The organism is Streptomyces sp. NPDC002088, assembly GCF_040296605.1.
Lineage (GTDB): Bacteria > Actinomycetota > Actinomycetes > Streptomycetales > Streptomycetaceae > Streptomyces.
Genome location: NZ_JBEOXO010000010.1, coordinates 152,972 through 179,779, shown reverse-complemented (window position 1 = coordinate 179,779; position 26,808 = coordinate 152,972). Strand labels below are relative to the sequence as shown.

Genomic DNA, 26,808 nt, shown 5'->3' with positions numbered 1-26,808 from the left:
TCGCGAACCGCCGTCCCCATGGGGAAGCATGACCGCGGGGGTGGGGAATTTTCTGACGCGGAAAACACTCGAGGTGGGGAATTGCATGACCGTCGACACCCGTCGTCGATCGCCGCGGCCACGTGCAGTCCGAGGCAGCCAAACTGATCGCTGAGTCTCAGCCCGTCGTCGCCCCTTCCTTAGAAGGTGCTCGGCGAGGTGTCGCGCCGTCCAAATGGACCACCACACTGGTGTAGAAGCGGTGCACCGCGTCGTCGACGCTGCGGATGAAGCCCGACTCGGCGTTCCCGCGGCTGCTTCCCATGCTCTTGAGGAGAGACAGGCGGAAGCCGACGATCTGGGTGCCGGTCTCCTTGGGCAGCATGTCGGCCGGCTCGGGGCGGAGACGTTCGAGCGTTCCCCGTGGGCCGCCTGCTTCCCCTTCGACGAGGGTTTCGATGTGGAGATCTGCCGGCGCCTCGGCCAAGCGACGGACGAGTCGCTTCGCCCACGACAGGGGGTAGCCCTGCTCGGGTGCCGGGATCTCGATGGAGGTGCGGAGCTTGCCTGTACGCAGGTCTGCGCTGATCGCCAGGACGCCGGGCGTTCCCTCGATGCGCAGCTCCGATTGAAGTCTCCCGTCGAGACAGAGCTGATCTGCGAGGCGGCCGCGGAGTGCTTTCGGATCGGTTCCGCGCTTGGTGCGGTGGACGGGCAGTACCTTCTGCCCCAGTTCGCCGCCCAGCCGTAGGCAGACCTGGCGGATGAGGCGCTCCCAGCTCTCGACGACCTCCAGTGCGCGCAGGTCTCCCTGGCACAGGGTTTCATCGTCGATTCCGTTGCGTACCGGCACCCAGGCCGGGCCCATGTTCTGGAAGCCGTGGCAGCCGGAGTTCTCGTGCTGCAAGTAATGCAGCAGTTCCTGGAGGAGCCAGGCATGCGCCGCATTGCCGACGCCCTCGTGTCGGATCAACATCTGTGCTTGATGGGCGACTTCCGCCCATGACAAGTGCCAGAGGGCTACCTTGTGTTTGCGCCTTCCGTCGATCTTGACCTCGACGAGCGGGCTGCCCTCCAACGCAACGTCGTTCGACAGTGTGATCACGGCCTCGTAGCCACGGCGCGCGGCGATGTCCATGTACGCCTGTACTTGATCGGCCTTGAGGGCGCTGCCGTTGGTCTTCGTCTCGACGAGTGCCGTCCACAGCTTGCCGGCCCGTTCGACCCGGATCACTCCGTCGGGGCGCCGCGGGCTGTCACCGTGGGGAAGGGTGACCTCGGTGAAGGTCTCCATGCGACCGGCCGGCGCTCCGAACGCGGCGGTGAGTCTCCTGCCGAATTCAGGCACCTGGGCCATCACAGACAGCAGTACCGAGGTCGCACGCGTTTCACGCTCCCGGTCGCTCTTGAGCGCCGACGCCGGGAAGAGTCTTGCGTCTTTCCACGACTCGTTCTCCGCCAGCGTCTTCCTGGCCGCCTTGGGCAGGGTGACCTTCTTCTTGGCCGTACGAGGCCGTGCGGCCGGCTTCCTCGGCTGAGCCTCGCCTTCAGGTTGACGAGGGGAGGGGACCGCCCCCAGCGTCCCTTGCAGCTTCGGTTCGTCGCCTGACGCCGTTGCCGTCGTTTCCGCCTGCTCGTCGATGGCGGCCCCATCCAGCGCCTCGTCGGCCGCCGCGTCGTCGTCGATGTCGACCCCGAAGTCCGTGGCCAGACCGGCGAGGCCCGCATCGTAGCCCTGACCGACGGCGCGGAACTTCCACTCCTCCTCACGTCTGTACAGCTCGCCGAAGATGATCGCGCTCACCGAGTCGGCGTCTTCGATGGCGAAGCGGAGGAGTTCCTCACCTCCCCCGTCCGCCAACGCCAGCTTCACGCCCTCCAGTTCTCCGAAGCGAGCGCCCTCGTAACGGCTGGCAGCCAGGACGATGCGGTCGACATCGGAGGACACCGCGGTCAAGTCGAAGCTGATCCGGTCCTCGTTGCCGTCCGCCGTTGGCGTCTTGCCCAGAAGCTGCACGCTCCCGTCTGCGGCAACCGGGTTGTTGTAGAAGTAGAAGTCGGCGTCGCTGCGGACCTTGCCGTTCGCGTTCAGCAAGAGGACGGACACATCGGCATCCCCTTCGCCGGTCGAGCTCCCCCAGCCCAGACTGACGATCACCGAACCGACGTTCTCACTCAAGGCCGTGAGAGATACATTCGATCCCTTGACCATTTCACGCATAAAACCCCCCAAAACGATGCAGCCTGGGCTGCGAGAGCACCCCCACCCCAGCTGCCTGATGCTCAGCACTATGTGACAAGCCGCACACAGATGACTGTAGTGCCCACAAAGCGCATCTGTAGGAGTCGCGCAGAATCCGTGCAGCATTCATGGAAAGATCCTTAAGGCATCCACCCTGGTCAGCCCCGGCAATGGCGAAGACCCCCGGACAATTCCAGGGGTCTGAAGCGAAGAAGGCGGATTCAGGGATGTTGTCCTAGTCGTGATCGGTGGCGAGGGCGACGTGCCGCCAGGCGTCCATCTCCTTGCGGAAGGTGTCCAGTTTGGCGTCGAAGGCTTGCAGGGTGTCGGCTCCGAGCGGGAGGCGCAGGGGCGGCTCGGGGGCGGCGGCCATCTCGACTATGGCGCGCGCGGCCTTGACCGGGTCGCCGGGCTGGGCGTGGTTCAGGCTCGCGGCGGCTGCACGCATCGCGCCGGCGGTGGGCGCGTAGTCGTCGATGGTCTCGGGGCCGGTGTGCAGGCTGGCGGGGTCGAGGAAGTCGGTGCGGAAGAAACCCGGTTCCACGAGCGTGACGTGGATGCCGAGGGGGGCCAGTTCGGTGTGGAGGGTCTCGGTGAAGCCTTCGACGGCGAACTTCGTGGAGGCGTAGATGCCCCAGCCCGGCGCGGTGGCGAAGCCCACGATGGAGCTGATGTTGATCACGTGGCCGGAGCGCTGGCGGCGCAGTACCGGCAGTACGGCACGTTGGACGGCGAGCGGGCCGAACACGTTGGTCTCGTACACCGCGCGGACCGCGGCGTCGTCGGACTCTTCGACGGCGGCGAGCAGGCCGGTGCCGGCGTTGTTGACCAGGACGTCGATCCGGCCGAACCGTTCGACCGCCGCGTCGGCGGCCGCTTCGATGCTCTGCGGGTCGGTCACGTCCAGCGCCACGGTGAGCAGCGCGTCGCCGGCGTCGGGAAGCTGCTCGCGGACGGTTTCGGCCTTCCTCGCGGTCGCGACCACCTGGTGGCCGGCGGCGAGGGCGGCACGGGTGATTTCCAGGCCGAAGCCCCGGGATGATCCAGTGATGAACCAAACGCTCATTGTCTTCTCCAGTGTTCAGGCAGTGGGCAGGTCGAAGGCCGCGCGGTTTTGGGCGATGAAGCCCTCGACGTCGAGGGGGTCGCTGCCGCCGATCGTCTTCACGAGGTCGTTGGTGCCGGCGAAGACTCCGTTGCGGTAGTCGACGGCCACGGCGAGCAGGTGCTGGATCAGGTGGTCAGGCGCGCCGCGCCCGTGCAGGATGGCGGCGAATTCGTCGAGTTCGATGGGGACGTAGGTGACTTCACGGTCCAGCGCCCGTGACATCTTCTCGGCGATCTCGTAGTGGTTGAGTTCCTCGGCTCCGTACAGCGGGTAGATCTGGCCGGCGTGCGGGGCGGGGTTTTCCAGGATGGCCGCGATCACCTTCGCCTGGTCGCTTTCCGCGATGGGGGCGTGGCGTCCGTCGGCGAACGGCAGGCGCAGTTCGCCGGTTCCGTCGGCCCAGGTGTCGATCAGCCACTGGGCGAAGAAGGTCGGCCGGATGTGGGTGACCGGGACCGGGGCGTGGTCCAGGACGCGTTCGGCGACCCAGTGCTGGCGTGCCGCGTTGCTTGCGGTGTTACGGCGGGCGGAGACCTGCGACATGTTCACGATCGCCTGGACCCCGTTCTCCTCCGCCGCCTGGGCCACGTTCGCGGTGGCGTCCATCAGGCCGGGGCTGATCGGATAGGTGAAGTACAGGGCGTCGATCCCCTTGGTCGCCTGGGCCAGGGAGTCCAGGTCGAGGACGTCGCCTTCCACGACGTCCGCTCCGAGGGCGGCGAGCCGCTCGGCGCGCCCGTCGAGGCCGCGGACGAGTGCGCGGACGCGGTGACCGCGCTGGAGCAGGAGTTCGGTGGTGTGGCCGCCGGTCTTGCCGGTGGCCCCGATCACGAGGAGGTTGCGTTCCATGAGGGTGATCTCCGTTTCTTGAGAGGGAGCTGGCGGGAATTCCAGCGTCAGTCCTTCGAGCGGGTGTCGCACGAGAGGGGTGAGAGGCGGTGCGATGCCCGTCCGGAAGGAGGCTGTGGTTGCGGGCCCGACCTGAGTGGCCGCGGCCCTGTGGTCAGGGTGTGTGGCGGGGCCGGAGGGCGAGCAGCGCGGTGGCCGCAGCGATTCCGGCGCCGGCCTGGACGGACCAGGCATGGTCGAACCCGGTGGTCGTGGCCTGGGGGGTGAGGGCGACGAGCAGGGCCACGCCCACGGCGCTGCCGATCTGCCGGCTCATGTTGAGCACGGCGCTGCCGGTGGTGGCGCGTTCGGGTGCGAGGGTGCCGGCGGCGGCGAACAGCGGCGCCTGGGCCAGACCGCCGGCCAGGCCGACCAGGATCAGGCCCGGGAACATGCCGCCCCAGTAGTCGGGGGTGGTGTGCACGGCCTCGAGCCAGTAGCCGGCGGCGAGTGCCATGGCCAGCGTGCCGGTCACGGCGGGGGCGGTGCGTCCGAAGCGGGCCTGGATGGGTCCGGCGTTCATGGCGAAGGCGATCGAGGCCAGGGGGGCCGGGGCGATGGAGACGCCTGCGCGCAGCGGGCTGAAGTGCCAGACCTCCTGCATGAACAGGGCGGTGCTGAGCAGGACGATGGCGAAGCCGACGGAGAACAGGAACAGGGCCACAGTGGCGGCGGTGAACGGCCTGCCGGCGAACAGCTGCTTCTCGATCACCGGCGCCTTGGCGCGCAGGGTCCGCTCGACGGTCGCGGCCCCGGCCAGGGCAGCGGCGGCGAACAGGGCCACGGTGCGGATGTCCGCCCAGCCCCACTCTTGCCCCTGAACGGTGGCGAGCACCAGCAGGCTCACGGCCAGCAACAGTGCGAGGGCGGAAGCCGCGTCCGGCAGTGCGGCGCCCTTGGGCCAGCGCACCTCGGGCAGCAGCAGCGCGCCGGCGACGAGGGTGGCGATGCCGACGGGAACGTTGATCAGGAAGATCCACCGCCAGTCGAGGGTGACGAGCAGACCGCCGACGGGCGGGCCCGCCGAGGCCGCGATCGCGCCCACGCCCGCCCACAGGCCGACCACCAGGGTGTGCCGGCGCTTGGGGAAGCTCGGGTAGAGCAGGCCGAGCGAGGTCGGCACGATCATCGCCGCGCCGACGGCCTGGAGAGCCCGGGCACCGACCAGCACGCCGAGACTCGGTGCGGCGGCCGCGGCGGCGGAGGTGAGGGTGAAGAGCGCCACTCCGGACAGCAGCATTTTCCTGCGTCCCCAGTGGTCCGCGATCCGGCCCGCGGGCACCAGCACGGCGGCGAAGACGATCGCGTAGGCCGACAGAACCCACGACACGCTCGCGACGCCCGTGCCCGGGAACGACTGCCCGATCCCGTCGAGGGCGACGTTGACGACGAAGAAGTCGAGCTGCGCCATGAAGGCGACGGCACCCAGCACCGCCATGATGCTCCAGCGGCGCGGGTGACCCGCCTCGGTGACGGCCGGAGCCGGGCCGGTGTGCGGCGTCGTCGCGACCGCCTGCGGTGCACCCTGTGTGGACATCCTGTCCGCCTCCCCAGAGGAATGGGCTTGGCAGCCCTTTTTGACTTGCCTCCAGGAGACACCCCACAGAATGGGTTGTCAAGCCCCTTTTTGCGGTACGATGGACACCATGACCACCACCAGCGAAGCGCCGGCTCAGAAGCTGACCGCCAAGGGCCTGGCCACACGCGAACGCATCGTCAGGGCGGCCGCCGAGCTGATCTACGAACACGGCGCACAGAACACCAACAACGAGCAGATTCGCGCGGCCGCCGGAGTCAGCGGCTCACAACTGACGCGCCACTTCCCCACCAAGGAGTCCCTGGTGCGCGCGGTGCTCGCCTGGCAGGCCGACAGCATCGTCGCCCGCCACCAGGCACCCGAGCTGGGCGAGCTGGACAGCTTCGCCGCCCTGCGCCGGTGGGCCGACTCCTACATCGCCTCGCAGGACATGCTGCGCGGCGGGTGCACGTTCGGCTCCCTGGCCGCCGAGGTCGTCAAGACCGAGCCCTCCCACCGGGACGCGGTGGCCGACGGCTTCGAGCGGTGGCAGGAGCTGTTCAAGCGCGGCCTGAGCAAGATGCGCGAGCGGGGCGAACTGCGACCGGAGGCCGACCCGGCCGCACTGGCCCACCTGCTCGCCGCCGCGTTCCAGGGCGGAGCACTGCTGGACCAGGCGGCCGGCGAGTCCACACCCCTGCGTGACGCGCTGTACGGGGCCCTGGCCTACATCGAGTCGTTCGCCACAGAACGCTGACGGTACCGCGGAGTACGGACCCTCAAGCAAGCAGCACTCAGGAGGCGTCGGAGACGGCCGGGCGGGGCACCTGCCGGGAGCGAGCCCGTGCCGTGAGCGGGAGCCCTTCGAATGCTTGATCGGCAACGCGCTCCAGCGCGACCGTGTCGAACCCGGCCCTGGCCAGTACTTCCATGCCCCGGTTGCTCGCCATGAGCAGTTGGCTGATTTCGGGGGCGTCCGCCTCGGGGTCGAGGTCGCCATGGCGCTGTGCAGCCTGAACGCACCCAATCAGTGAGCCCTCGATCCTCCTGAGGGCCTGTCGGACACGTTCGTCGGCCTGCGGATCATGGTCGACTCCCTCGACGACGAAGCCGGTCACCATGCAGCCGAGCCGATCGGGGTCGTCATGGACGAACCGCGCCGACTTCACGAGATATGCCCGCAGCCGTTCCAGCGCGGTGTCGTCGGGGCCTTCGAGTACGGCCGCCCACTCGGTCTCGTTGCGCTCGCAGTAGGCCGACAGCGTCTGCAGGTACAGCTTGCTCTTGTCGCCGAAGGCGGCGTAGAGACTGCCGCGGCCCAGCCCGCCCGCCTTGGCGATGTCGTCAACGCTCGTGCCGGCGTATCCGGTACGGCGGAACTGTCGCTCGACGGCCTGCATGACCTTGGTCCTGTCGAAACCTGGTGGGCGTCCCATGGGGCCAGTTTACAGGTCACGCGAGCATTCTTGACATGTCGTTCCAGAACTTCGTAGTGTTTTTGACAAGGCGGTCCAGAACTCTGCCGCCAGTCACTCACGGCACCCCTCGAAGCCCACGGAACGGATAGAACACGCATGTCTTCGCAAGATCAGATGGCCCCTGTAAAAGCGCTGAAAGCGCAGAGGGGAGGCGGGGGCGCGTCGAACGCACGGCCGGCTCTCATCCTCGCCGTGCTGGCCATGGCGAGTTTCCTCGGCCAACTCGACGTATGGATCACCAACGTCGGTCTGCCGAACATCGGGCAGGGCTTGGGTTCGACCTCTTTGTCGGACCTGAGCTGGGTGCTCAATGGCTACGCGATCGTCTTCGCCGCCCTTCTCGTCCCCGCAGGGCGGCTCGCCGACCGCTTCGGACGCAAGAGCGGCTTCCTTCTCGGCATGGCCGTCTTCGTAGCGGCGAGCCTCGGGGCGGCTCTGTCCGGCAACGTATGGGTGCTGGTCGTCTTCCGTGCCCTTCAGGCGGTGGGCGCCGCCCTGTTGACCCCCGCCAGCCTCGGCCTGGTCCTGACGAGCGCACCCGCCGACAAGGTGGAGCGGTATGTCAAGGTCTGGTTCACCGCGGGCTCGCTGTCCGGGGTGTGCGGACCGATTTTCGGCGGGCTGCTGGTCCAGGTCTCCTGGCGGTGGCTGTTCCTGGTGAACATCCCCGTCGGGCTGCTCGCCATCGCGCTGGCCGCCCGGCTCGTGGCCAACGTCAAGCACGAACAGGACGACCGCCTTCCCGACCTGCTCGGCGGCGTCCTGCTGATCGTCATGGTCGGCGCCCTGGCTCTCGGCGTGGTGAAGGCGCCCGACTGGGGCTGGTCGGACACCCGGGTCATCACGTCTCTGGTGGTGGCAGTGGTCGGGTTGACGGCGTTTCTGTTCCGCTCGTCACGGCACCAGGTGCCCGTAGTCGACCTTTCCCTGTTCCGTGACCGGATCTTCGCCTCGGCGAACCTCGCCGGCATGCTGCAACTGGCCTCGTTCGCCGGCCTCCTGCTGTCGACGATCCTCTGGCTGCAGAACCACTGGCACTACTCCGCCATCAAAACCGGATGCGCCAGTCTTCCCGGCCCGATCGGCTTCGCGCTGGCTGCTACTGCCAGTGAAACCCTCCAGCGCCGGTTCCGGATCCCGGCCGGTGTCATCGCGGCGGTCGGCAGTGCGATCGCCTCTGTCGGCATCCTGCTCTTCGTCGTTCTCCTGCACAACGACCCGAACTACGCTTCCGGAATCCTCCCGTGCTGGCTGCTCTTCGGGTTCGGCGCCGGCTTGGCGCTCCCGACCGTCGTCTCTTCCGCGACGGTCGGTCTGCGCCCCGAGCAGGCCGCTACCGGCAGCGCCATCGTGACCATGGCGACTCAGATCGGCTCGGTCGTCGGCATCAGCATCCTGGTCGCCATGCTCGGCACCGCCTCCGGTGGAGCCTCTCTGGAGACCTATCGGCACGCATGGTTGGTCACGATGGCCCTCATGGCTGCCGCGGCTGTGGTGTCGCTGGGCGTATCGCAGAAAAGGGCGGTGGCAGTCCGATGACGGCGTCCGTTCCGGCCCAGGCTTCGCGCGCCGCGGCCCCCGGCAGCGGGCGGGCCCGCTGGCTCGGCCTTCTGGTGGTCTGTCTCGGCGTCATGATGGCCTTCGTCGACGTCACCTCCACCATCTCGGCCCTGGGCGACATACAAAGCGACCTGCACGTCACTGCGAGCACGCTGGTATGGATCACCAGCGCGTACAGCCTCGCTGTCGTGAGCTTCGTGATGTCCGCCGGGACCTTCGGCGACCTCGTGGGGCGTCGACGCGTGTTCAGCCTGGGTGCCGCCGTCTTCCTGGCCGGCAGCGTGGTCGCCGTTTTCGCCGACAGCGCCGGCATGCTCATCACCGCACAGGCGATCGCGGGCCTCGGCGGCTCAGCCGTGTTGCCGACGAGCCTGGCGATCGTCAGTGCCACTTTCACCGACCCGCACGAGCGCACCGCCGCGATCGGGATCTGGGCCGCGTGCTCCGGAGTGGGCCTGGCCATCGGCCCGATCCTCGCCGGAGCCCTGCTCGAACACTTCTCCTGGCACGCCGTCTACATCGCCAACATCGTCATCGCCGGCATGGCTCTCCTCCTGGCCCCGGTCTTCGTGGCCGAGTCCGGACACCCCACGTGGGACGGTGTGAGGCGGCCAGGCCACAGGACTTCCGGCCGAACAACGTCCCCCGAACAGCCGGTGTTGATCGCTGAGCACCACCATCAACACCGGCACCGCCCGCGAACCGAGCACCGGTCAAACGGACGGCCGGACCCCCGGGCGACACCGTGATCAACCGTCGGGCCACTTCAAGCCAGACTGAAACCGTGCGCCTGACGCCCCGCGTCAGCGTGCGCGCGAAAGGGAGACACCGGCATGGCCAAATTCCTGCTCAGCATCCACGTGCTGGCGGCGATCCTGCTCATCGGACCGGTCACCATTGCGGCGAGCTTGTTCCCGCGTTGTGCGCGCCAAGCACTGGCCGACGGACCCGAGCAGCAGTCGGCCAAGGGATCGGTCCGGCTGCTGCACCGGATCTGCCGGGTCTACGCCGTGGCCGGCATCTCCGTCCCGGCCTTCGGTATCGGCACCGCCGAGGTGATGGGCGTGTAGCCTCCATGGCTCTGACAGCGGTGGCCGCCGTCCTGTTGGGCATCGCGGTGCTCGGCACCCAGGACAACGTGGTCACCCAGCTCGGCAAACCCGAACAGACGCCGACCGCCACGGAGGCCCTGATCGCCCGGCTGCCCCGCCGAAGACGAAGAGTGGTTTGCCGCCATGTGCGGGTGCTTCGGCGAGCGAAATGGCTTCAGTGAAGCGTTCGAGCGAAAACGGCCGGCCTTGCGGGATGCTCAGCACTTCATCGGCGACGAGACTGCGAACCTCGGACAGCGCGCGCAGCGCATCCGCAGGTGAAGCAGTGCCGAACCAGCGGTTCAGCCAGAAGCCACGGACCGCTTTGGTCTCGTAGATGACCGAGCGTGCTTGCAGCGGGATCGTCAGCGCTGCCGGGTCAGTCTGCCGATGGGTGGAGAGCGCGCCGTAGACCACGACCTCTCCTCCCGGAGCCAACGCCTGGGACACCTGGGCACCCACGTGGCCCGCGACACAGTCGACGGCCTTGCGCACGCCGGCCGGTCCTGCAATCTCAGCCACACGCTGCACCAGATCCTCGTCTTCAGTGCAGATGACCTCGTCGCCACCGAGCGCCTTGATCTCCTCAACGGCATCGCGCCGCCGCACCACATTGATCGTGCGAATACCCAGATGCCTGGCCAGCTGAATGACGAGTCGGCCGACGGTGGAGCCCGCGGCCGTCTGCAACAACCATTCACCCGGCTGTACGTCAAGTTCGTGAGTCACCAGGAGCAGCGCGGTCAACGGGTTGACAGCGAGTTGACAGGCACTGGAGTGGCTCAGACGATCGGGGACCGGCAGAAGCCTATGCGTATCGGCAACAAGGTATTCCTGCCAAGTGCCGGCCACACGCGGCCCTGGTACCGCAGGGACAGCAGCGACCACCACGCGCTCGCCGATCTTCAGCCCCTCGGTATCCGGGCCCAGGGCCTCAATACGGCCCACGCATTCCATGTGGCCCCCAACAGTGGGAAATTCGGGGGAGAAACCGTAGCGGCCACGCAGCACATGCAGATCGCTGGCGTGAATCGGAGTCGCCTTCACACGGATCAGCGCCTGACTGGCTTCCGGCGTGGGAACAGGCCGGGATTCCAGCCGCAGGACATCGCTCGGCTCGCCGACCTTTTCGGCTACGAGCGCTCTCATGGATTGTGGCATGGGCATGAGATCTCTCCTTCAGCCGTGCTCAGCATCGGCCAACGGAGGCAGCGAAGTACCGGGCGTACCGCCCGCGCACGATCCCGGCCAGAACCGAGCCCTTCATCGTCACGTCGGCAAGGTTGTCCAGCCAAGGCGGGTAGTAGCCCGTGCGCCGCCGCACCGTGTCGCCGCTGCCCAGAGACGTCAGTGTCGCCCTGTCAGCCATTATCCAGCCGTTCTACCGGGGAACCATCTCCAGCGACCGGTCACAAATGACTCCGATGAATGAGGTTGTCGAACGCCTCCTGCCAGCGGACGAGGCTCTCGTTGGACGCGGCGGTCGCCAGTTGGACGCCAGAGGCAGGAGGTTCTTTCACAGGCCCAACTGGTCGCGCATCGCGTCAGCGTCGCGCAGGGCCCAGTGCTCGACGATTCGGCCGTTGCGGACGCGGACCATGTCCATGCTGAGGACCTCGTAGCGTCGGCCGGAGTCCGTGTGGGTGCCCCGGCTGGTGTACCGGTTGACGGAGGTGTCGCCGGAGACGACGTTCTGCTCGATCGTCACCGAGACGTCGTGGAACGCGCTGCCCGCGCTCATCCGCTCCCATTTCTGTCGCCAGGCTTCGCGTCCCCGGTGATCGCCTTGGGTGCCTCCCCGGTGGTCGACGACCTCAGGATCGATCAGTTTCAGGGCGTCCTCGAGCCGGCCTTCCAGGATTTCCGCGTAGCTCTCGACGATGCGCCGGTGAATCTCTCCCGGTCCTGGGTGCGCGGTGTCTTCTGCTCCCTGCGGCATGCGGAATCTCCTCTGCTAGGGATACGCGAGGCAGCAACTGGGGAGCTCCCCGTTTACTGTGTTCGGCTACCGTAACCGGGGAAGTCCCCGATTAACAAGGAGGGTCATGCCATCGCAGAGCGCCGGACCTGCGCCGAGTTCGGAGCCCCAGCGTCGTCTTCGCGCGGACGCTCAGCGCAACTACGACCTGCTCGTGGCTGCGGCCAGGGACGTCTTCCACGACCACGGCGTCGACGCCCCGCTTGACGACATCGCCCGCCGGGCCGGCGTCGGCAACGCCACGATGTATCGGCACTTCCCGACGCGTCGCGAACTGATCATCGCCGTCTACTCCGAGGAAGTGGCCGAGCTCTGCGCCCGAAGCCAGTCCCTACTGGCCGAGAATCCTCCCAGCGACGCCCTCTTCGACTGGCTTCAGGATTTCATCGCACATGTGGCAGCCAAGCGGGAACTGGCGCTGTCAATCGCTGATGACCGCACCGGTCAGCGATCGGCGCTGTTCGACCGCTGGCACCACTCGATGCACACAGCCGCGTCCGCACTGCTGACCCGGGCGCAAAGCGCCGGTACCGTCCGTGCCGACCTCAACGCATCGGAACTACTCGCCCTGGCCAACGGGATCGCCCTGACCACCACCGACGCCGCTCAAGCAGAGCGACTCGTCGTCCTGGTCAGACAGGGCACGGACACTCCCTCGACACCGGACGACAGCATCCGCTGAAGGCGGCAAGCACGACGCCGGCTTCCGCTGCGTACTCGAAACACGCGCTCTGGACCGCGGTGACGATCCCCTGACATCCAAGCGTCTCCAGAACTCTGTTTCATCACCGACTCATACGTCTGTGTGATGAAGGTGACGGGGGCTCGGATTACTCCTCAGCCCCGTTGTCACATGCTCGGGTCCGGCGGTGTCTTCATGCCGAACAGCCGAACAGCCGCAGGTACAGGCACACGTACGAGGAGAAGACCATGACGTTACGCGTTCCGAAGGCCGAGCTCGCCGCCGAGCTCCGCGAAAGCTTGATCAAGCAGCTCGGAGCCGTGCCCGAGCCCGACGAGGTGCTGTGGAACAACCCCAGGCTCGCCGAGGCCAGCCAGGAGTTCGCGGCCAAGGTGGGCACGTGGGATGCGGCCGACGCGAGCCTCAAGACGTTCGCGCACATGGCTGTCGCGGCACAGGTCGGCTGCAGTTGGTGCCTCGACGTCAACTACTTCCTCGCGCTGAACCAGAACCTGGACCTGGCCAAGGCGAGCCAGGTGCCGCGTTGGCGGCAGTCGGAGGTGTTCACGCCGCTGGAGCGGGATGTGCTCGAGTACGCCGAGGCCATGACGAACACGCCGCCGACCGTCACCGACGAGCTGTCGAAGGGGCTGCTCGACCGGCTCGGCCCCGCGGCGCTGGTCGAACTCACCGTGTTCATCGGCTTCGCCAACATGGCGAGCAGGTGCAACACGGCGCACGGGATCACGTCGCAGGGCTACTCCGCTGCCTGCGAGATTCCACTGGCCGCGCGTCCCGCGAAGTCCGGCGTGGCGTCGACGGCATGACCGGTGATCCGTTCGTCGCCCATCGCGGCCTGCTGTTCACGGTCGCCTACGAGATGCTCGGCTCGGCGGCCGACGCGGAGGACGTGCTGCAGGAGTCCTGGCTGCGGTGGGCGGACGTCGACCGTGCGCAGGTGCGGGACCCGCGGGCGTACCTCATCCGGGTCGTCACGCGGCAAGCGCTCAACCGTCTGCGCACGTTGTCGCGCCGTCGCGAGGAGTACGTCGGCGAGTGGCTGCCGGAGCCGCTGCTGACCAGCCCTGATGTCGCCGAGGATGTCGAACTCGCAGACAGCGTCTCGATCGCGATGCTGACCGTCCTCGAAACGCTCGGGCCGACGGAGCGCGCGGTGTTCGTGCTGCGCGAGGTTTTCGAGATGCCGTACGGCGAGATCGCCGAGGCCGTCGGGAAGTCCGCGGCCACGGTGCGGCAGATCGCGCGGCGGGCACGCGAGCACGTGGCGGCCCGGCGGCCGCGGGTGCCGGTGAGCCGGTCGGAGCAGCAGGCCGTGGTGGAGCGGTTCCTGGCCGCGCTGCGCACCGGCCAGTTGCAGGAGCTGTTGGACGTCATGGCACCGGACGTGGTTCTCATCGCCGATGGCGGCGGACTTGCGGCCGCCGCTCCGGCTCCGGTCCACGGGGCCGAGCTCGTGGCGAAGTTGCTCGCTCGCCCGGACCGGGTGGTGTCGGCCGTGTGGCTCAACGGCGCGCCTGCGGGCCGGATCGAGCTCGACGGCCGACTGGCCGCGGTGAGCCTCGTGGTGGACAACGGGAAAGTCACCCGGATCCACGCCATGGCAAACCCGCGGAAACTGACGCGGCTCGACGAACCGGCCGAACTCGCCAGGTAGGCCCGCTGAGAATGCGAGGTCCCCGGCCGGTCCTCTCGGCCGGGGAGGCCTGGTCGGGTAGCCCGGCCGGGGAGCCTCGTCGCTTTCGCTACTTCACGTTCCCCGTGAAGATCGCTGTCTCCGAGTCGAAGTCCGGCGCCGCTTCCACCTGAAGGAAGGTTTCGGCCTTGGGCAGTTCGCATCCCCAGGGGACGGAGAGGGAGCGGCCGGCGAGGATACGGGTGTCGGGGAGGCCGTCGAGGCCGTCGTCGAAGATGGACTCACCTTCCCTGCCCTCATCGCCGTAGGCGCAGTTGACGGTCATCCCGCTGGCGTCGATCGTCTTGTCGGAGTTGTTCACGATCTTGATGGTGAACTTGGCGTACGGCGTGTTCTCGGGGGACGCGTAGTCGCTCGATACGGCGCGCGAGAACTTGGACATGCTGACTTCGACGTCGTTGTCGTAGGTGACGGTGTCGTCGAGGGCGTACGCGTCGGAGTCGCCGCTGGATTCCTCGTCCGTCGGGTCGGAGTCCGTGTCCGCAGCGGTGTCCGTCCCCTCGGCGGGCACGGTTTCGGTGACGGTGACCGTGGGGGCCGCCTCGGCCTCGCTGTCGCCGGTGACGGTGGCGGTGAGGGCGGCGGCCACGGCTGCCGCGACCACGGCAGCGGCGGTGGCGGCGATGACCGTTCTGGGCTTCTTCGGGGGTTGCGGCGGCGGGAAGCCGAACGGTGGCGTGTAGCCCGGCATGGGCGGCGGTGGCGGCGTGATGTCGTGACTCATGGTCCCCCCAGGGATAGTGCTGTTGAGGGGTCAATCATCTCCCGTGGCGGTGGGTGTTGTGGAGATGTCGTGATGCATTTGTGCTGGTCGGGATGGGCTTGCAGGGTGCCTGCCAGGTACCTGCGAGGTTGGGCGACGCGCGGTCGTGGTGTCGTACCGGCCACGGATTGGTTGCGACCCGGACTTCCCGCCGTAACCGCTTTCCGGCCTGGGGCAGCATGCGAGACATGAGCCGTGGCAGAGATCGGTACGTCGACTTCCTGCGTGCGTGGGCGATTCTCCTTGTCGTGGGCGGCCATTGGCTGATCACCGCCCTCGTACGCGGGCCAGGTGGAGAGATCCGTGCACCGGAGTTGCTCGCCACCGTTCCCTGGACGCAGTGGCTGACGTTGGTGTTTCAGATCATGCCGCTGTTCTTTCTGGCCGGGGGCCACGCCGCGAGTGGCTCCTGGGGACGGGCGCGGGCGGCCGGCGGAACGGTCGGGGGGTGGGTGCGGCAGCGGGCGTTGCGGCTGTTGCTGCCTGCCGCCGTCTACAGCGGACTGGTGCTGTTCGCCCTCGGGGTCTGTGAGGCCGTCGGGGTGGACCGGGGGACCCTGGCGCTCGTGGGGTGGGCCATGGCCATGCAGTTCTGGTTTCTGCCGGTGTATCTGTTGCTCAGCGCACTGACGCCGGCCCTCCACGCGGCACACCGGCGGTGGGGGGTACTCGTCCCGGTGGGCATGGGTGCGGTCGCTCTCCTCGCCGACGTGCTGGCGGTCGGGTTTCATGTGCCGGTTGTCGGGCTGCTCGACTACCTGCTCGTGTGGGGTGTGGCGTATCAGCTCGGATTCTGTTGGCGGGACGGGATGTTGGGCGGGCGTCGGGTGGTGCCTGCCGCCATGGCCGTCAGCGGCATCGTGGCCTTCGTCGCGCTGGTCCGGGTCGGGCCCTTCCCCGTCAGTCTGATCCTCGTGACCGGGCAGACGCCCAGCAACACCAATCCCCCGTCGGCGGCCATGCTCGCGTGGGCGGTGGCGCAGGTCGGGCTGTGTCTGCTTGCCGCGCCCCTGGTGCGGCGCGTGCTGGAGCGCGGGCGGGTGTGGGGGGTGGTGCGGCCCGTGGGGGGCGCCAGTATGACGCTGTATCTGTGGCACATGCTGCCGGTGCTGGTCGCCGCCGCCGCCTTCTATCTGACCGGGATCGCGCCCCAGCCCGCGTTCGGGTCGGTGGCGTGGTGGGGGCTGCGGGTGCCCTGGCTGCTGGTGCTCGGGGTGGTGCTGATCGGGGTCGTGTGGGCGTTGCGGCCCTTGGAGCGGGGGCTGGTGGTGCTTTACGAGCGGACCCGGCCCCAGGAAGCCGGTCCTCTTCGGCGGTCTTCCTTGCTGCGGCTCGGGCTCGGGCTCGTCGCGAGCGTCTGGGCACTCGGCTACTTCGCCGGGCACGGCTTCGCTTATGACGGGCGGTTCCCCGTACTGCCCGCGCTGGGGCTCGCGTTGGGCACGGGGCTGGTGATGCTCCCCGGTGTGCGGGCCGCGCCCCGGTCCGAGGAAGAGGAATACGGGAGCGTCGCGGAAGAGGCCGCTTGACGTCTTGGCGGTCGGGCGCATGCCGGTCAGCCCTACGCTGCCCTCATGACAAGTGCCCTCATTTCAGCGGCGGTTGCCCTCCTGGTGTCCGTCATCAGCTCGTTCGCCGCACTGAGGCTGCAGACGGCGCGGCTGCGCGCGGAGCTGAAGACCGAGTTCATGGCTGAGGAGGCGATCCGCCAGTTGTTGCTGCATCCGAACTGGGTCCAGCGCAGCTTCGAACTGATCGAACGGCGGATAGGCGGGTTCCCCGCGGACGAACTCCGGCAGCTGCTCGTTCGTGCGGGTGCCGTGCGCTTCGAGGGCGCCGGGGGCAAGGAGATGTGGGGGCTGCGGGAGCGCAACCTGCGGCAGCTTCAGTAGCGGTTTCCGCAGCGCCGATTCGGCGGCGTCGCGTGGCGTCGCGTGGCGTCGCGTGGTGAAGTCACGCTGAGTGCTTGCGTGCCGCCGTCTTCTTGGCAGCCGTTTTCCTGGCCGTCGTCGTCTTGGCAGCCGTCTTCTTCGTCGCGCTCTTCGTCTCCGCCGTCTTCTTCGCCCCCTGCGCCGACTTCGCCGTCGACTTCCTCGCTGAGCTGGAGCCGGAGGCGGCCGTCTTCTTCGCGGTGGAGGTCGACTTCTTCCCCCCGGTCTCCTTCGGCTGAGCCCGCGCCGACTTGCGCGCGGCCGGAAGATGCCTGACCTCCGCCTCCTCCGTCTCCGCCGCCTCCCCGCCCCGCGACTCCTGCGCCGCCCGTACGCTCTTCTCCAGGGCCGCCATCAGATCGAGGACCTTGCCGCCGGTCGCCGGTTCCGGGGTCTCCGGAGGTGCCTCGCCGGCCGCCTTCGCGGCGATGACCTGTTCGAGGGCCTCGCGGTACTCGTCGTGGAGGTCCTCCATGTCGACCTCGCCCAGGGTGTCCATGAGGGCGTCGGCGAGGTCGAGTTCCTTGTCGTTGACGGTGACCTTGGTGTCGGGGGCGACGCCTTCGGGAGCGCGCACCTCGTCCGGCCAGAGCAGGCCGTGCATGGCGATCGCGTCCTCCACGACGCGCAGCATGCCCAGGCGCTCGCGGCCACGGAGGGCGAACTTGGCGATGGCGACCTTGTTGCTGCGCTTCAGCGCCTCGCGCAGCAGGGTGTACGGCTTGGCGGCCGGGGCGCCACTCGCGGCGAGGTAGTACGCGCTGTCCATGTGGAGCGGGTCGATCCGGTCGGCCGGGACGAAGGCCACGATCTCGATCGTCCGCGCCGTCGGGATCGGCAGCCGGGTCAGGTCGTCGTCGGTGATCGGGATGATCGTGCCGTCCGCGTCCTCGTACCCCTTGCCGATCTCCGCCGAGCTGACCTCGCGCTCCTCCAGTTCGCAGAACTTGCGGTAGCGGATGCGGCCGCCGTCCTCGGTGTGGAACTGGCGGAAGGAGATCGAATGGCTCTCGGTGGCGTTCACCAGCTTGATGGGGATGCTGACCAGGCCGAACGAGATGGCGCCGTTCCAGATGGATCGCACGTGCCGCACCCTTTCGATCACTCCGACACCGTTTGTCATGAGATGCGCGATATTCGTGGGATTCTCATCGTATGACGCCTATCACAGAGGTGGAGGGGCGACGGCTCGCGCTCAGCAATCTGGAGAAGGTGCTGTATCCGGCGTCCGGGTTCACCAAGGGCGAGGTGCTGCACTACTACGCGACGACCGCCGACGTCCTGCTGCCCCATCTGCGTGACCGGCCGGTCTCCTTCCTGCGGTACCCGGACGGGCCCGACGGGCAGGTCTTCTTCACCAAGAACGTGCCGCCGGGTACGCCCGAGTGGGTCACCACCGCCGAGGTGCCCAGGTCGGAGGGGCCGGCCCGGATGGTGCTCGTGCAGGATCTGGCCAGCCTGATGTGGGCCGCCAACCTCGTCACCGAGTTCCACACCCCTCAGTGGGTCGTCCAGGAGCCTGAGCTTGCCGACCGGATCGTCTTCGATCTCGATCCGGGGGCGCCCGCCAGCGTCGTCGAGTGCTGTGAGGTCGCGCTGTGGCTGCGGGAGCGGCTGGCCGACGACGGCATCGAGGCGTATGCCAAGACCTCCGGGTCGAAGGGGCTGCATCTGGTGGCGGCGGTGCGGGGGGCGCCGTCCGAGCGGGTGTCGGAGTACGCCAAGGAGCTCGCCGTCGAGGCGGAGCGGGCGATGCCACGGATGGTCGTCCACCGGATGACGCGGAGCCTGCGGCCCGGGAAGGTGTTCGTCGACTGGAGCCAGAACGCCGCACGGAAGACGACAGCGGCTCCCTACACGCTGCGGGCGCGGGCGGAGCCGCTGGTGTCGGCGCCCGTGACATGGGGCGAGGTGGAGGAGTGCGGGGCGCCCGCGCAGCTGGCCTTCAGGGCGCAGGACATCGCGCCTCGCGTGCAGGACTACGGCGATCTGCTCGCCCCGGTCCTCGACCCGGACCGTGCAGGTCCGCTTCCCTGACCGAACCGCGCCCGTCCGCCGCCCCGACCAGACCACGCAGGCCCGCCGCCCTGACCGAAGCCTGCCGGGCCCGGTGCCCCGACCAGACCAAACCGGCCCGCCGCCCTGACCGAAGCGTGCCCGTCCGCCGCCCCGACCAGACCACGCAGGCCCGCCGCCCTGACCGAAGCCTGCCGGCCCGGTGCCCTGACCGAACCATGCCGGCCCGCCGCCCAGAGGCTCCGGGGCGGCAGCGCTCACACCCGCGACCACGTATGCCGGTCCCGCGCCATCGCGTGCAGTGCCTCCACGTCCGCCGGCTTGAGCACCCCGCCCGGGCGGGCCAGGTCCGCGAGGCCGGTGTCCGTGAGGACGCGGACCTCGCGGGGCGGGGTGGTGAGGCGCAGCCCGGTCGGGCCCACCAGGGCCAGCACGGGGTGAACCTCAGCGGTCAGGGCGTAGGACGCGCGGTCGGCGTCGGCGCGGACGCGGCGCAGCAGTGGCTGCGGCTCGCGCCGGCCCAGCGTGACCATGGGATCGGCGACGACGACCCGCTGCTTACGGGCGTACAGCGCGTGGATCGCGAACAGGCCGGCGGGCCCGATGGCCAGGTGGTGGACGCGGTCGCCGCCGGGCAGCGGGACGGAGTGCAGGGTGTGCCAGCCCGCGCCGTCCAGGCGGTCCAGTGCCTCGCCGACCGTCTGTTCCGCCTCGAGCGCCCGGCGGCGCGGGTCGGGGCGCAGCAGCCGGTGGGACGCGGCCGGATCCCGGTCGAGGGCCACCAGCAGTGCCTCGCCGGGGCGGTTGGGGGCCAGGTCGTCGTCCGGGTGGAGGGAGAGCCGGGCCAGCTCGGCGGGGGTGGGGACCGGGGGCGGGCCCACCGCAACCGGGCCGGTCAGGAAGGGACCCAGGGCTTCGAGTACGTCCTCCCGGCGATCCTCGCTGAGCAGGTTGACCCGGGCCGCCTCACGGTCGTACCAGGCGATGTTCCGGCCGTCCGGGAAACAGACGTAGAGCCGTTCCCGGCCGTGCCGCCAGGTCGGTACGACGCGCAGTCCGCTCATGCACCATCACCCCCTGACCATGGAACAGGCAGGGTGCTCCAGGGGCAAGAACCCGGCTACCTTTGGAAGGAGTTGGCTGGGCGGTTGGGGAGGACGCCGTTGCGGACCCGCAGAAAGCAACCTGACGTACCCGCACCGCAGAGCCCGTGGAGCGAGATCGTGCCCGGGCTGTGGATGGGCGGGCACGAGTTCCGGGGCCGTTCCGGGCAACTGGAGTTCGCGGTCGTAGGGGACGAGTTCGATCTCGTGCAGACCCTGCTGCGGCTGCCGGGGCACGGGCCCGATTCCGCGGTCGAGCACCATGTGTGGCCCATCCCCGACGGACCGCTGGACGGGACGCAGCTCGCGGGCGTGATACGGCTGGCGCAGGCCGCGAGCGACGCGCTGGACCAGGGCCGCAGGGTCCTCGTCCGCTGCTATCACGGCTACAACCGCTCGGGGCTCGTCGTCGCGCACGCGCTGGTCCGGCGGGGGTACTCGGCCGACGAGGCGATCCGGCTGATACGGTCCCGGCGCTCCCCCTGGGCGCTGCACAACGAACTGTTCGTCGAGTACCTGCGGGCCGGTCTGTCGACGGCCCGGCTGCTGGAGGAGCTCGCCGAGTAGAGCAGAGTGCACAAAGAGAACTTTCCCAACTTTCCCGTCAATAACGTCTCCGGGGTCCAGTCGTCCCTAGCCGCAGGAGTTCCGTGCCCCTCAGCCGACCCACACGCACTGCCCTCGCCGTCACAGCTGCCGTGCTGTCGGTGACGGTGACGGCCTGCGGTGACACGGGCGGGCTGCGCGGCGCCGGGGCGGCCCCGACCGCGAACAGCCCGGCCCGGCTCTGGCCGGAACTGCCGCCGGCGTCCTCGCCCGCGTTCGACTTCGACGAGGCGGAGACGAAGATCGTGAAGGGCGTGACCGTACCGGGCGACGACATCCGCACGGTGGATCCGGTGGCGGTCGTGCGGGCCGAGATCGCCGCCGACCCGGGCGACTACCAGGGCGACAAGGCACGGTACCGGGGGACGGCGAGCCGGATGACCGACTGCCAGGAAGGTGCGGACGGGTGTCCCGTCCTCCAGCCGTACTACCGGGATCTGACCGGCGACGGGCACGACGACCTGGCGCTGGGCTTCCGGCTGCTGCCCGGCGAGCTGACGGCCGTACGCGTCTACACCGTCGAGAAGCACCGGCTGGTGCAGGTCATGTCCTACGAGGACGCCCTGAGCGCGGTCGAGCTGGCGGGGCGGTCCGTGATCGTCCGCTCGCCGTCGGAGGTCGCGGGCTACGAGTACCGCCTCCAGTGGACCTGGGACGCGGAACAGAAGGCGATGCTGCTGACGCACGACGAGATGCTGCGCACCGGCGGAGGCACCCGGTTCCCCCAGGAGTCCCCCCAACGGTCCCGGTCCCCCCAGCCCTCGGCCTCGGCCTCCGCCTCGGCGAGCTCGCGATGAGAGCGATGAGCTCGATGAGGCTCCCTCAGTGGGCCGGGACCCTGGCGGTGAAGGCGGCGGTGTTCATCATCGTGATGTGCTGCGCGCTCGCCGCGCTGCTCGGCGTCCTCGTGCACGTCCAGGTGACGGACCAGACCGTCGGCCAGGCCCGTGACCTCGCACTGTCCCGGCTGACGGACGCGACGGAGGCGTACGAGGCCGGGGACAGGCTGCTGCCGGGCGCCGGTGTCGACCCGGAGGGGCTGCCCGCGCCGCTGCGGGCGCTGGCAGCGGCCGGGAAGCGCGGCACGATGGTCGCCGACCACGGCGGTCGGCCGTCGATGTGGGCGGCGGGGCCCGCCGACGGCGGCCGGGCGCTGGCCGTCGAGGTCGACTACGCGCAGCAGGCGCGGACCATAGCGGGTCTGGACCGGGCGATCGTGTGGTCGTCGGGGCTGGCGATCGGGGCGACGGTGCTGGTGGGGGCGTTCGCGGTGACGCGGGTGGCCCGGCGGTTGCACGCCACGGCGCGGGTGGCCCGGCGGATCAGTGCGGGCGACCTGGACGCGCGCGTGGACGATCCCCGGACGAAGGACCCGACGCGACCGCAGGACGAGGTGGCCGCGGTCGCCGCCGCGCTGGACACCATGGCGTCGTCACTGCAGAGCAAGCTGCTGAGCGAGCAGCGGTTCACCGCGGACGTGGCCCACGAGCTGCGCACCCCGCTGACGGGGCTGCACGCGGCGGCCGAGTTGCTGCCGCCCGGGCGGCCGACGGAGCTGGTGCGCGACCGGGTGGCGGCGCTGCGCACACTCACCGAGGACCTGCTGGAGATTTCCCGGCTGGACACCGGGCGGGAGCGGCTGGAGGTGGACACCGAGGAGCTGGGCGCGCTGGCCGAGCGGGTCGTACGGGGCTCCGGCACGGACACGGAGGTCAGGGTCGTACGGGACGCGCGCGTGGAGACCGACCGGCGGCGCCTGGAGCGGGTGCTGGGCAACCTCGTCGCGAACGCGCACCGGCACGGGCGGACGCCGGTGGTGCTGACCGTGGACGGGCCGGCCGTCACCGTGCGCGATCAGGGCGACGGCTATCCGGAGTACCTCGTGGCGCACGGCCCCCAGCGCTTCCGTACGGAGGGCGGCGCCAAGGGCCACGGCCTCGGTCTGACCATCGCCCTGGGCCAGTCGGAGGTACTGGGCGCCCGCCTTGAGTTCACCAACGCCCCGGACGGCGGGGCGGTGGCCCGGCTGACGCTCCCTCAGGCGGCGACGGCGGGGGACGCGGGTCTCGGGTGAACGGGTTGCGACCGCTCCCCGATACCGGTCCCCGATGGCGCTCCCCGATGGCGCAACGTGGCGGGCGCCGGTGATGCACTGCTCCTAACGTAGCAATATGTGGCGATGAGTCAGCTTCGCCCCGTTCACGGAGGTATCCAGCGATGTCCGCGCGCTCCGCCCTCGCCCGTCTCGCCATCGCGACCGCCGCCGGCGCGCTCGCCGTCACCGCCGCCGTCACGCCTGCCGCCGCCGACGACGACGTCAGGGAGGGCGGCGACCCGGGCTCCAGCCGGCCGCCGGTTGCATTCGACCAGCAGGGCGACCAGCGCGACCCCCGCCTGTACACAGGCGTCGTCACCGCCCGCGGCGGTCTGCTGCTGCGCAGTCGGCCGGACCGCGGCAGCCAGGTGATCCGGCGCGCCCGCGAGGGCGAGATCGTCTCGATCTTCTGCAAGACCGCGGGCGACAACGTGCGGGGCAACCCCCTCTGGTACCTCCTGACGGACGGCACCTGGGCGTGGGGCCCGGCACGCTACATCGACAACATCGGCCCCGCGCCGCGCTGGTGCTGACCCCAGGCAAGACAGGCCAAGACGGATAAGGAATTGTATTTGGGTATGTTCCGGACATGACCCCAGCCGGAACAGGATCCGGAACCGGAAGCGGAAGCAGAACCGGGACCGGAACCGCCGTAGCAGCCCAGGCACCCGCTCCCGCGGTACGCCTCCCCCGGCGCCGTGGCATCGAACTTGCCCTCATCGTCATCGCCGTACTGCTGTCCGTGTACGGGTACTGTGCCGTCGGCCTGGCCCGACACGGCACCGTCCCGCCCGGCGCTGCCGGTTACGGCGCCGGGCTCGGTGTGCTCGCGCTGTTCGCGCATGTGGCGGTGCGGCTGCGCGCCCCGTACGCCGATCCCCTCCTCCTGCCCATCGGTGTGCTGCTCAACGGACTCGGGCTGGTGCTGATCTACCGCCTCGACCTGGAGACCCCTGGCGAACGGGCCGCGCCCACCCAGCTGGTGTGGTCCACCCTCGGCGTGGCGCTGTTCATCGCCGTCGCCCTGTTCCTGCGCGACCAGCGCGTGCTCCAGCGGTACGCCTACGTCTGCGTGGTCGCCGCCCTCGTCCTGCTCACGCTCCCGATCTTCTTCCCGGCCGTCAACGGCGCCCGTATCTGGATCCGGATCGCCGGATTCTCCATCCAGCCGGGCGAGTTCGCGAAGGTGCTGCTGGCGGTGTTCTTCGCCGCGTACCTGGCCGCCAACCGCAACGCCCTGGCCTACTCCGGCCGCCAGGTGTGGAGGTTCAAGCGGATCCAGCTCCCCACCGGGCGGGTACTCGGCCCGATCGTGGGCATCTGGCTGCTGAGCGTCGGCGTCCTCGTCCTGGAGCGCGACCTCGGCACCTCGCTCCTGTTCTTCGGCCTGTTCGTCGTCCTCCTCTACGTCGCCACCGGCCGCACCGGATGGATCGCGGTGGGCCTGCTGCTCGCGGCGCTCGGCGCGGTCGCCGTCGGCTGGCTGGAGCCGCATGTGCACAGCAGGGTCGAGGACTGGCTGGACCCGTTCGCGACGATCGAGGCGGGGCGGGGCCCGAACCAGCTGGCGCAGTCCCTCTTCGCCTTCGCGGCGGGCGGGATGCTCGGCACGGGCCTCGGCCTCGGCCACTCCATCCTCATCGGCTTCGCGGCCAAGTCGGACTTCATCCTGGCCACGGCGGGCGAGGAGCTGGGCCTGCTGGGCCTCTCCGCGATCTTCCTCCTCTACGGCCTCCTCGTGGAGCGCGGCTACCGGGCGGGCCTCGCCCTGCGCGAGCCGTTCGGCCGGCTGCTCGCGGTCGGTCTCGCCTCGATCGTGGCGCTCCAGGTGTTCGTCATCGCGGGCGGGGTGACGGGCCTGATCCCGCTGACCGGCATGGCGATGCCGTTCCTGGCGCAGGGCGGCTCGTCGGTGGTCACGAACTGGGCGATCGTGGCGCTGCTGATCCGGGTGAGCGACTCGGCCCGCAGTCAGTACGACGGTCAGGTGACACCGTGACGAAGTACATCCGGCACGCCGCCGCCTTCTGCGCCCTGCTGCTGATCGCGCTGCTCGTCAACGCCACCCGCGTCCAGCTCTTCCAGGCCGGACCCTATGACGACAACGCGGCCAACCGCCGTGCCGTGATCGCCCGTTACGGCCAGCCGCGCGGCGACATCCTGGTCGGCGGCGAGGCGGTCACCGGCTCCCGGGACACGCACGAGCAACTCCGCTACGAACGCACGTACAGGGACGGTGCGTTGTACGCGCCCGTCACCGGCTTCGCCTCCCAGGAGTACGGCACGACGCTGCTGGAGCACGCCGAGGACGGGGTGCTGTCGGGCACCGACCCGCTGCTCGCGCCGTTCCCCTTGTGGAACGACCTCACGCGCGGCCGGCCCCCCGGCGGCAAGGTCGTCACCACCCTCCGTCCGGCGGCGCAGCGGGCGGCGTACCAGGGGCTGGCCGGGCGCAAGGGTGCCGTGGCGGCGATCGAGCCGTCGACCGGGCGGATCCTTGCGCTGGTGTCGGCGCCGTCGTACGACCCGGCGGAGCTGTCGGGGAACGGGCCGGCGGCGAAGGCGGCCTGGGCGCGGCTGAACGGCGACCCGGACAAGCCGATGCTGAACCGGGCGGTGCGGCAGACGTATCCGCCGGGTTCGACCTTCAAGGTGGTCACCGCGGCGGCGGCGCTGGACGCGGGCGTGATCACGGACGTGGACGCGCCGACGGACTCCCCTGCCCCGTACACCCTGCCCGGGACGAGGACGCGCCTGACGAACGAGGGCGACGGCTGCAAGGACGCTCCGCTGCGGGAGGCGTTCGAGTGGTCGTGCAACACCGTGTTCGCGAAGCTGGGCGTGGACGTGGGGGCGCACGACATGGCGGCCACGGCGCAGGCCTTCGGCTTCAACGACACGGACCTGAGGATCCCGTTCTCGGTGGCGACGAGCACCTTCGACACCTCGGTGGACCGGGCGCAGCTCGCGCTGTCGTCGATCGGCCAGTACAACACGCGGGCCACGCCGTTGCAGATGGCGATGGTCGCGGCGGCGGTGGCGAACGGGGGGCAGGTGCGGCCGCCGTACCTGGTGGAGCGCACCACCCGCCGGAGCGGCAGCACGGTGGCGACGGCGGGCTCACGCCCCGCGCGGCAGGTGATGCACCCGGCGACGGCGTGGCGGATGCGGGAACTGATGGCCGACGTGGTGGAGAGTGGCACCGGCACGAACGCCGCGATCCCCGGCGCGATCGTCGGCGGCAAGACGGGTACCGCGCAGCACGGCGTGGGCAACTCCGGGATTCCGTACGCCTGGTTCGTGTCCTGGGCGCAGGACGAACGGGAGATGGAGCCGAAGGTCGCGGTCGCGGTGGTGGTGGAGGACGCGTCGGCGAACCGCGGGGAGATCAGCGGGGGCGGGGACGCGGCGCCGATCGCGCGGGCGGTGATGGAGGCGGTGCTCGCCGGATGAGACGGGGGTTCCGGAGCCGTACAGGTTTGTCCTACCTTTCGCCCATGACTGAAGCCGCAGCCGCAGCTGTGTACGAACTCGCCCAGGTCAACATCGCCCGCCTCAAGTTCCCGCTGGATTCCCCCGAGTTGAAGGACTTCGTCGACGCCCTCGACCCCGTGAACGCCGTCGCCGACGCGGCGGACGGGTTCGTCTGGCGGTTGCAGAGCGACTCGGGGGACGCGACGGACATCGCCGTCTTCGGGGACGACTGGCTGATCATCAACATGTCGGTATGGCGGGACACCAACGCGTTGACCGCCTTCATGTACCGGGGACAGCACCGGGAGTTGCTGGCCCGCCGCCGCGAGTGGTTCGAACGGGTCGAGGAAGCGATGGCGGCCCTGTGGTGGGTACCGGCGGGCCACCGGCCGACGGTCGCGGAGGCGGAGGACCGGCTGCGCCATCTGCGGGCGCACGGGGCGACGGCGTACGCGTTCACTCTGCGGACGTCGTTCCCGGCGGGGGCATCGGCACCGGTGCTCGGCGAGCTGCCGGAGGGGCTGGGCTGCGGGGTCTAGCGGCGGCGGTTGATCGCGGTGAGGTCGATCTCGACTCGATCGAGT

The 26,808-nt window shown here is 69.5% G+C and carries 28 protein-coding genes; 17 read left to right on the top strand and 11 right to left on the bottom strand.

Annotation, left to right across the window (positions count from 1 at the left end):
- Positions 1-157: 157 nt before the first annotated feature.
- From ABT114_RS22980 to ABT114_RS22965, 4 genes are all read right to left on the bottom strand, one after another.
- Positions 158-2,200, bottom strand: coding sequence for a TerD family protein (locus tag ABT114_RS22980; protein WP_351144696.1), 2,043 nt, complete (start codon positions 2,198-2,200; stop codon positions 158-160).
- Between the two features lie 256 nt (positions 2,201-2,456).
- Positions 2,457-3,287, bottom strand: coding sequence for an oxidoreductase (locus ABT114_RS22975; RefSeq protein WP_351144695.1), 831 nt, complete (start codon positions 3,285-3,287; stop codon positions 2,457-2,459).
- A 15-nt stretch (positions 3,288-3,302) separates the two neighbouring features.
- Complete coding sequence (locus ABT114_RS22970) at positions 3,303-4,178, bottom strand: NmrA family NAD(P)-binding protein (protein WP_351144694.1); 876 nt, start codon at positions 4,176-4,178, stop codon at positions 3,303-3,305.
- 154 nt (positions 4,179-4,332) lie between these two features.
- The gene (locus tag ABT114_RS22965; protein ID WP_351144693.1) at positions 4,333-5,754 is read right to left on the bottom strand and encodes an MFS transporter; all 1,422 of its coding nucleotides are present in this window, start codon (positions 5,752-5,754) and stop codon (positions 4,333-4,335) included.
- Positions 5,755-5,863: 109 nt separating this feature from the next.
- On the opposite strand from ABT114_RS22965, the gene ABT114_RS22960 reads away from it, so the two are divergent.
- The gene (locus tag ABT114_RS22960; protein ID WP_351144692.1) at positions 5,864-6,490 is read left to right on the top strand and encodes a TetR/AcrR family transcriptional regulator; all 627 of its coding nucleotides are present in this window, start codon (positions 5,864-5,866) and stop codon (positions 6,488-6,490) included.
- A gap of 37 nt (positions 6,491-6,527) precedes the next feature.
- On the opposite strand, the gene ABT114_RS22955 is transcribed toward ABT114_RS22960, so the two are convergent.
- Complete coding sequence (locus tag ABT114_RS22955) at positions 6,528-7,169, bottom strand: TetR/AcrR family transcriptional regulator (RefSeq protein ID WP_351144691.1); 642 nt, start codon at positions 7,167-7,169, stop codon at positions 6,528-6,530.
- A gap of 243 nt (positions 7,170-7,412) precedes the next feature.
- Here ABT114_RS22955 and ABT114_RS22950 point away from each other — a divergent pair, with 243 nt between their 5' ends.
- The 3 genes from ABT114_RS22950 (at position 7,413) to ABT114_RS22940 (ending at position 9,841) form a co-directional block, all read left to right on the top strand.
- Positions 7,413-8,750 carry an MFS transporter gene (locus ABT114_RS22950; RefSeq protein ID WP_351144690.1) on the top strand — a complete coding sequence of 446 codons (1,338 nt, stop codon included), beginning with the start codon at positions 7,413-7,415 and terminating at the stop codon, positions 8,748-8,750.
- A complete protein-coding gene (locus ABT114_RS22945) occupies positions 8,747-9,520 on the top strand; it encodes an MFS transporter (RefSeq protein ID WP_351144689.1) in 774 nt (257 codons plus the stop codon). Before ABT114_RS22950 ends, ABT114_RS22945 begins: the two co-directional genes overlap by 4 nt.
- Positions 9,521-9,604: 84 nt before the next feature.
- Positions 9,605-9,841: a hypothetical protein gene (locus ABT114_RS22940; protein ID WP_351144688.1), complete on the top strand. Its 237-nt coding sequence runs from the start codon at positions 9,605-9,607 to the stop codon at positions 9,839-9,841.
- A gap of 72 nt (positions 9,842-9,913) precedes the next feature.
- Here ABT114_RS22940 and ABT114_RS22935 read toward each other — a convergent pair whose 3' ends face one another.
- The 3 genes from ABT114_RS22935 to ABT114_RS22925 all read right to left on the bottom strand — a co-directional run bounded on the left by ABT114_RS22935 (position 9,914) and on the right by ABT114_RS22925 (position 11,801).
- Positions 9,914-11,029: a zinc-dependent alcohol dehydrogenase family protein gene (locus tag ABT114_RS22935; protein WP_351144687.1), complete on the bottom strand. Its 1,116-nt coding sequence runs from the start codon at positions 11,027-11,029 to the stop codon at positions 9,914-9,916.
- Between the two features lie 22 nt (positions 11,030-11,051).
- Positions 11,052-11,231: a hypothetical protein gene (locus ABT114_RS22930; RefSeq protein ID WP_351144686.1), complete on the bottom strand. Its 180-nt coding sequence runs from the start codon at positions 11,229-11,231 to the stop codon at positions 11,052-11,054.
- Positions 11,232-11,378: 147 nt separating this feature from the next.
- Positions 11,379-11,801 carry an ester cyclase gene (locus tag ABT114_RS22925; RefSeq protein ID WP_351144685.1) on the bottom strand — a complete coding sequence of 141 codons (423 nt, stop codon included), beginning with the start codon at positions 11,799-11,801 and terminating at the stop codon, positions 11,379-11,381.
- A gap of 106 nt (positions 11,802-11,907) precedes the next feature.
- Between ABT114_RS22925 and ABT114_RS22920 the strand changes: the two genes are divergently transcribed.
- The 3 genes from ABT114_RS22920 to ABT114_RS22910 all read left to right on the top strand — a co-directional run bounded on the left by ABT114_RS22920 (position 11,908) and on the right by ABT114_RS22910 (position 14,197).
- Positions 11,908-12,522, top strand: a complete 615-nt coding sequence (locus tag ABT114_RS22920) for a TetR/AcrR family transcriptional regulator (RefSeq protein ID WP_351144684.1) — start codon at positions 11,908-11,910, stop codon at positions 12,520-12,522.
- A gap of 248 nt (positions 12,523-12,770) precedes the next feature.
- The gene (locus ABT114_RS22915) at positions 12,771-13,349 is read left to right on the top strand and encodes a carboxymuconolactone decarboxylase family protein (protein ID WP_351144683.1); all 579 of its coding nucleotides are present in this window, start codon (positions 12,771-12,773) and stop codon (positions 13,347-13,349) included.
- Positions 13,346-14,197, top strand: a complete 852-nt coding sequence (locus tag ABT114_RS22910) for an RNA polymerase sigma-70 factor (RefSeq protein WP_351144682.1) — start codon at positions 13,346-13,348, stop codon at positions 14,195-14,197. Before ABT114_RS22915 ends, ABT114_RS22910 begins: the two co-directional genes overlap by 4 nt.
- A gap of 88 nt (positions 14,198-14,285) precedes the next feature.
- Here ABT114_RS22910 and ABT114_RS22905 read toward each other — a convergent pair whose 3' ends face one another.
- Complete coding sequence (locus tag ABT114_RS22905; protein ID WP_351144681.1) at positions 14,286-14,960, bottom strand: hypothetical protein; 675 nt, start codon at positions 14,958-14,960, stop codon at positions 14,286-14,288.
- A 218-nt stretch (positions 14,961-15,178) separates the two neighbouring features.
- On the opposite strand from ABT114_RS22905, the gene ABT114_RS22900 reads away from it, so the two are divergent.
- Positions 15,179-16,528: an acyltransferase family protein gene (locus tag ABT114_RS22900; RefSeq protein ID WP_502988368.1), complete on the top strand. Its 1,350-nt coding sequence runs from the start codon at positions 15,179-15,181 to the stop codon at positions 16,526-16,528.
- A 45-nt stretch (positions 16,529-16,573) separates the two neighbouring features.
- On the top strand, positions 16,574-16,891 hold the full coding sequence (locus tag ABT114_RS22895) for a hypothetical protein (RefSeq protein WP_351144679.1): 318 nt from the start codon (positions 16,574-16,576) through the stop codon (positions 16,889-16,891).
- 61 nt (positions 16,892-16,952) lie between these two features.
- On the opposite strand, the gene ku is transcribed toward ABT114_RS22895, so the two are convergent.
- Positions 16,953-18,014, bottom strand: a complete 1,062-nt coding sequence (gene ku, locus ABT114_RS22890) for a non-homologous end joining protein Ku (protein WP_502988367.1) — start codon at positions 18,012-18,014, stop codon at positions 16,953-16,955.
- 71 nt (positions 18,015-18,085) lie between these two features.
- Here ku and ligD point away from each other — a divergent pair, with 71 nt between their 5' ends.
- Positions 18,086-18,967 (top strand): non-homologous end-joining DNA ligase, encoded by an 882-nt coding sequence (gene ligD, locus ABT114_RS22885; protein WP_351144678.1) that lies wholly within the window; start codon positions 18,086-18,088, stop codon positions 18,965-18,967.
- A gap of 236 nt (positions 18,968-19,203) precedes the next feature.
- On the opposite strand, the gene ABT114_RS22880 is transcribed toward ligD, so the two are convergent.
- On the bottom strand, positions 19,204-20,010 hold the full coding sequence (locus ABT114_RS22880; protein ID WP_351144677.1) for a nuclease-related domain-containing protein: 807 nt from the start codon (positions 20,008-20,010) through the stop codon (positions 19,204-19,206).
- Between the two features lie 99 nt (positions 20,011-20,109).
- On the opposite strand from ABT114_RS22880, the gene ABT114_RS22875 reads away from it, so the two are divergent.
- The 7 genes from ABT114_RS22875 (at position 20,110) to ABT114_RS22845 (ending at position 26,763) form a co-directional block, all read left to right on the top strand.
- Positions 20,110-20,616: a protein-tyrosine phosphatase family protein gene (locus ABT114_RS22875; RefSeq protein WP_351144676.1), complete on the top strand. Its 507-nt coding sequence runs from the start codon at positions 20,110-20,112 to the stop codon at positions 20,614-20,616.
- 83 nt (positions 20,617-20,699) lie between these two features.
- A complete protein-coding gene (locus ABT114_RS22870) occupies positions 20,700-21,452 on the top strand; it encodes a hypothetical protein (protein ID WP_351144675.1) in 753 nt (250 codons plus the stop codon).
- A 14-nt stretch (positions 21,453-21,466) separates the two neighbouring features.
- Positions 21,467-22,729 (top strand): ATP-binding protein, encoded by a 1,263-nt coding sequence (locus tag ABT114_RS22865; protein ID WP_351144674.1) that lies wholly within the window; start codon positions 21,467-21,469, stop codon positions 22,727-22,729.
- Between the two features lie 143 nt (positions 22,730-22,872).
- On the top strand, positions 22,873-23,283 hold the full coding sequence (locus tag ABT114_RS22860; protein ID WP_351144673.1) for an SH3 domain-containing protein: 411 nt from the start codon (positions 22,873-22,875) through the stop codon (positions 23,281-23,283).
- Between the two features lie 56 nt (positions 23,284-23,339).
- Entirely contained in the window at positions 23,340-24,749 is a 1,410-nt protein-coding gene (locus ABT114_RS22855) for an FtsW/RodA/SpoVE family cell cycle protein (protein WP_351144672.1), read from the top strand.
- Positions 24,746-26,203, top strand: coding sequence for a penicillin-binding transpeptidase domain-containing protein (locus tag ABT114_RS22850; protein ID WP_351144671.1), 1,458 nt, complete (start codon positions 24,746-24,748; stop codon positions 26,201-26,203). The genes ABT114_RS22855 and ABT114_RS22850 overlap by 4 nt, the downstream gene beginning before the upstream one ends.
- A gap of 44 nt (positions 26,204-26,247) precedes the next feature.
- A complete protein-coding gene (locus tag ABT114_RS22845; protein ID WP_351144670.1) occupies positions 26,248-26,763 on the top strand; it encodes a DUF3291 domain-containing protein in 516 nt (171 codons plus the stop codon).
- Positions 26,764-26,808 lie beyond the last annotated feature (45 nt).

Excerpts from the sequence above, each read along its gene's own strand:
- ABT114_RS22980 (WP_351144696.1), bottom strand. The coding sequence starts at position 2,200 with ATGCGTGAAATGGTCAAGGGATCGAATGTATCTCTCACGGCCTTGAGT.
- ABT114_RS22975 (WP_351144695.1), bottom strand. The coding sequence starts at position 3,287 with ATGAGCGTTTGGTTCATCACTGGATCATCCCGGGGCTTCGGCCTGGAA.
- ABT114_RS22970 (WP_351144694.1), bottom strand. The coding sequence starts at position 4,178 with ATGGAACGCAACCTCCTCGTGATCGGGGCCACCGGCAAGACCGGCGGC.
- ABT114_RS22965 (WP_351144693.1), bottom strand. The coding sequence starts at position 5,754 with ATGTCCACACAGGGTGCACCGCAGGCGGTCGCGACGACGCCGCACACC.
- ABT114_RS22960 (WP_351144692.1), top strand. The coding sequence starts at position 5,864 with ATGACCACCACCAGCGAAGCGCCGGCTCAGAAGCTGACCGCCAAGGGC.
- ABT114_RS22955 (WP_351144691.1), bottom strand. The coding sequence starts at position 7,169 with ATGGGACGCCCACCAGGTTTCGACAGGACCAAGGTCATGCAGGCCGTC.
- ABT114_RS22950 (WP_351144690.1), top strand. The coding sequence starts at position 7,413 with ATGGCGAGTTTCCTCGGCCAACTCGACGTATGGATCACCAACGTCGGT.
- ABT114_RS22945 (WP_351144689.1), top strand. The coding sequence starts at position 8,747 with ATGACGGCGTCCGTTCCGGCCCAGGCTTCGCGCGCCGCGGCCCCCGGC.
- ABT114_RS22940 (WP_351144688.1), top strand. The coding sequence starts at position 9,605 with ATGGCCAAATTCCTGCTCAGCATCCACGTGCTGGCGGCGATCCTGCTC.
- ABT114_RS22935 (WP_351144687.1), bottom strand. The coding sequence starts at position 11,029 with ATGCCCATGCCACAATCCATGAGAGCGCTCGTAGCCGAAAAGGTCGGC.
- ABT114_RS22930 (WP_351144686.1), bottom strand. The coding sequence starts at position 11,231 with ATGGCTGACAGGGCGACACTGACGTCTCTGGGCAGCGGCGACACGGTG.
- ABT114_RS22925 (WP_351144685.1), bottom strand. The coding sequence starts at position 11,801 with ATGCCGCAGGGAGCAGAAGACACCGCGCACCCAGGACCGGGAGAGATT.
- ABT114_RS22920 (WP_351144684.1), top strand. The coding sequence starts at position 11,908 with ATGCCATCGCAGAGCGCCGGACCTGCGCCGAGTTCGGAGCCCCAGCGT.
- ABT114_RS22915 (WP_351144683.1), top strand. The coding sequence starts at position 12,771 with ATGACGTTACGCGTTCCGAAGGCCGAGCTCGCCGCCGAGCTCCGCGAA.
- ABT114_RS22910 (WP_351144682.1), top strand. The coding sequence starts at position 13,346 with ATGACCGGTGATCCGTTCGTCGCCCATCGCGGCCTGCTGTTCACGGTC.
- ABT114_RS22905 (WP_351144681.1), bottom strand. The coding sequence starts at position 14,960 with ATGAGTCACGACATCACGCCGCCACCGCCGCCCATGCCGGGCTACACG.
- ABT114_RS22900 (WP_502988368.1), top strand. The coding sequence starts at position 15,179 with ATGCGAGACATGAGCCGTGGCAGAGATCGGTACGTCGACTTCCTGCGT.
- ABT114_RS22895 (WP_351144679.1), top strand. The coding sequence starts at position 16,574 with ATGACAAGTGCCCTCATTTCAGCGGCGGTTGCCCTCCTGGTGTCCGTC.
- ligD (WP_351144678.1), top strand. The coding sequence starts at position 18,086 with ATGACGCCTATCACAGAGGTGGAGGGGCGACGGCTCGCGCTCAGCAAT.
- ABT114_RS22880 (WP_351144677.1), bottom strand. The coding sequence starts at position 20,010 with ATGAGCGGACTGCGCGTCGTACCGACCTGGCGGCACGGCCGGGAACGG.
- ABT114_RS22865 (WP_351144674.1), top strand. The coding sequence starts at position 21,467 with ATGAGGCTCCCTCAGTGGGCCGGGACCCTGGCGGTGAAGGCGGCGGTG.
- ABT114_RS22860 (WP_351144673.1), top strand. The coding sequence starts at position 22,873 with ATGTCCGCGCGCTCCGCCCTCGCCCGTCTCGCCATCGCGACCGCCGCC.
- ABT114_RS22855 (WP_351144672.1), top strand. The coding sequence starts at position 23,340 with ATGACCCCAGCCGGAACAGGATCCGGAACCGGAAGCGGAAGCAGAACC.
- ABT114_RS22845 (WP_351144670.1), top strand. The coding sequence starts at position 26,248 with ATGACTGAAGCCGCAGCCGCAGCTGTGTACGAACTCGCCCAGGTCAAC.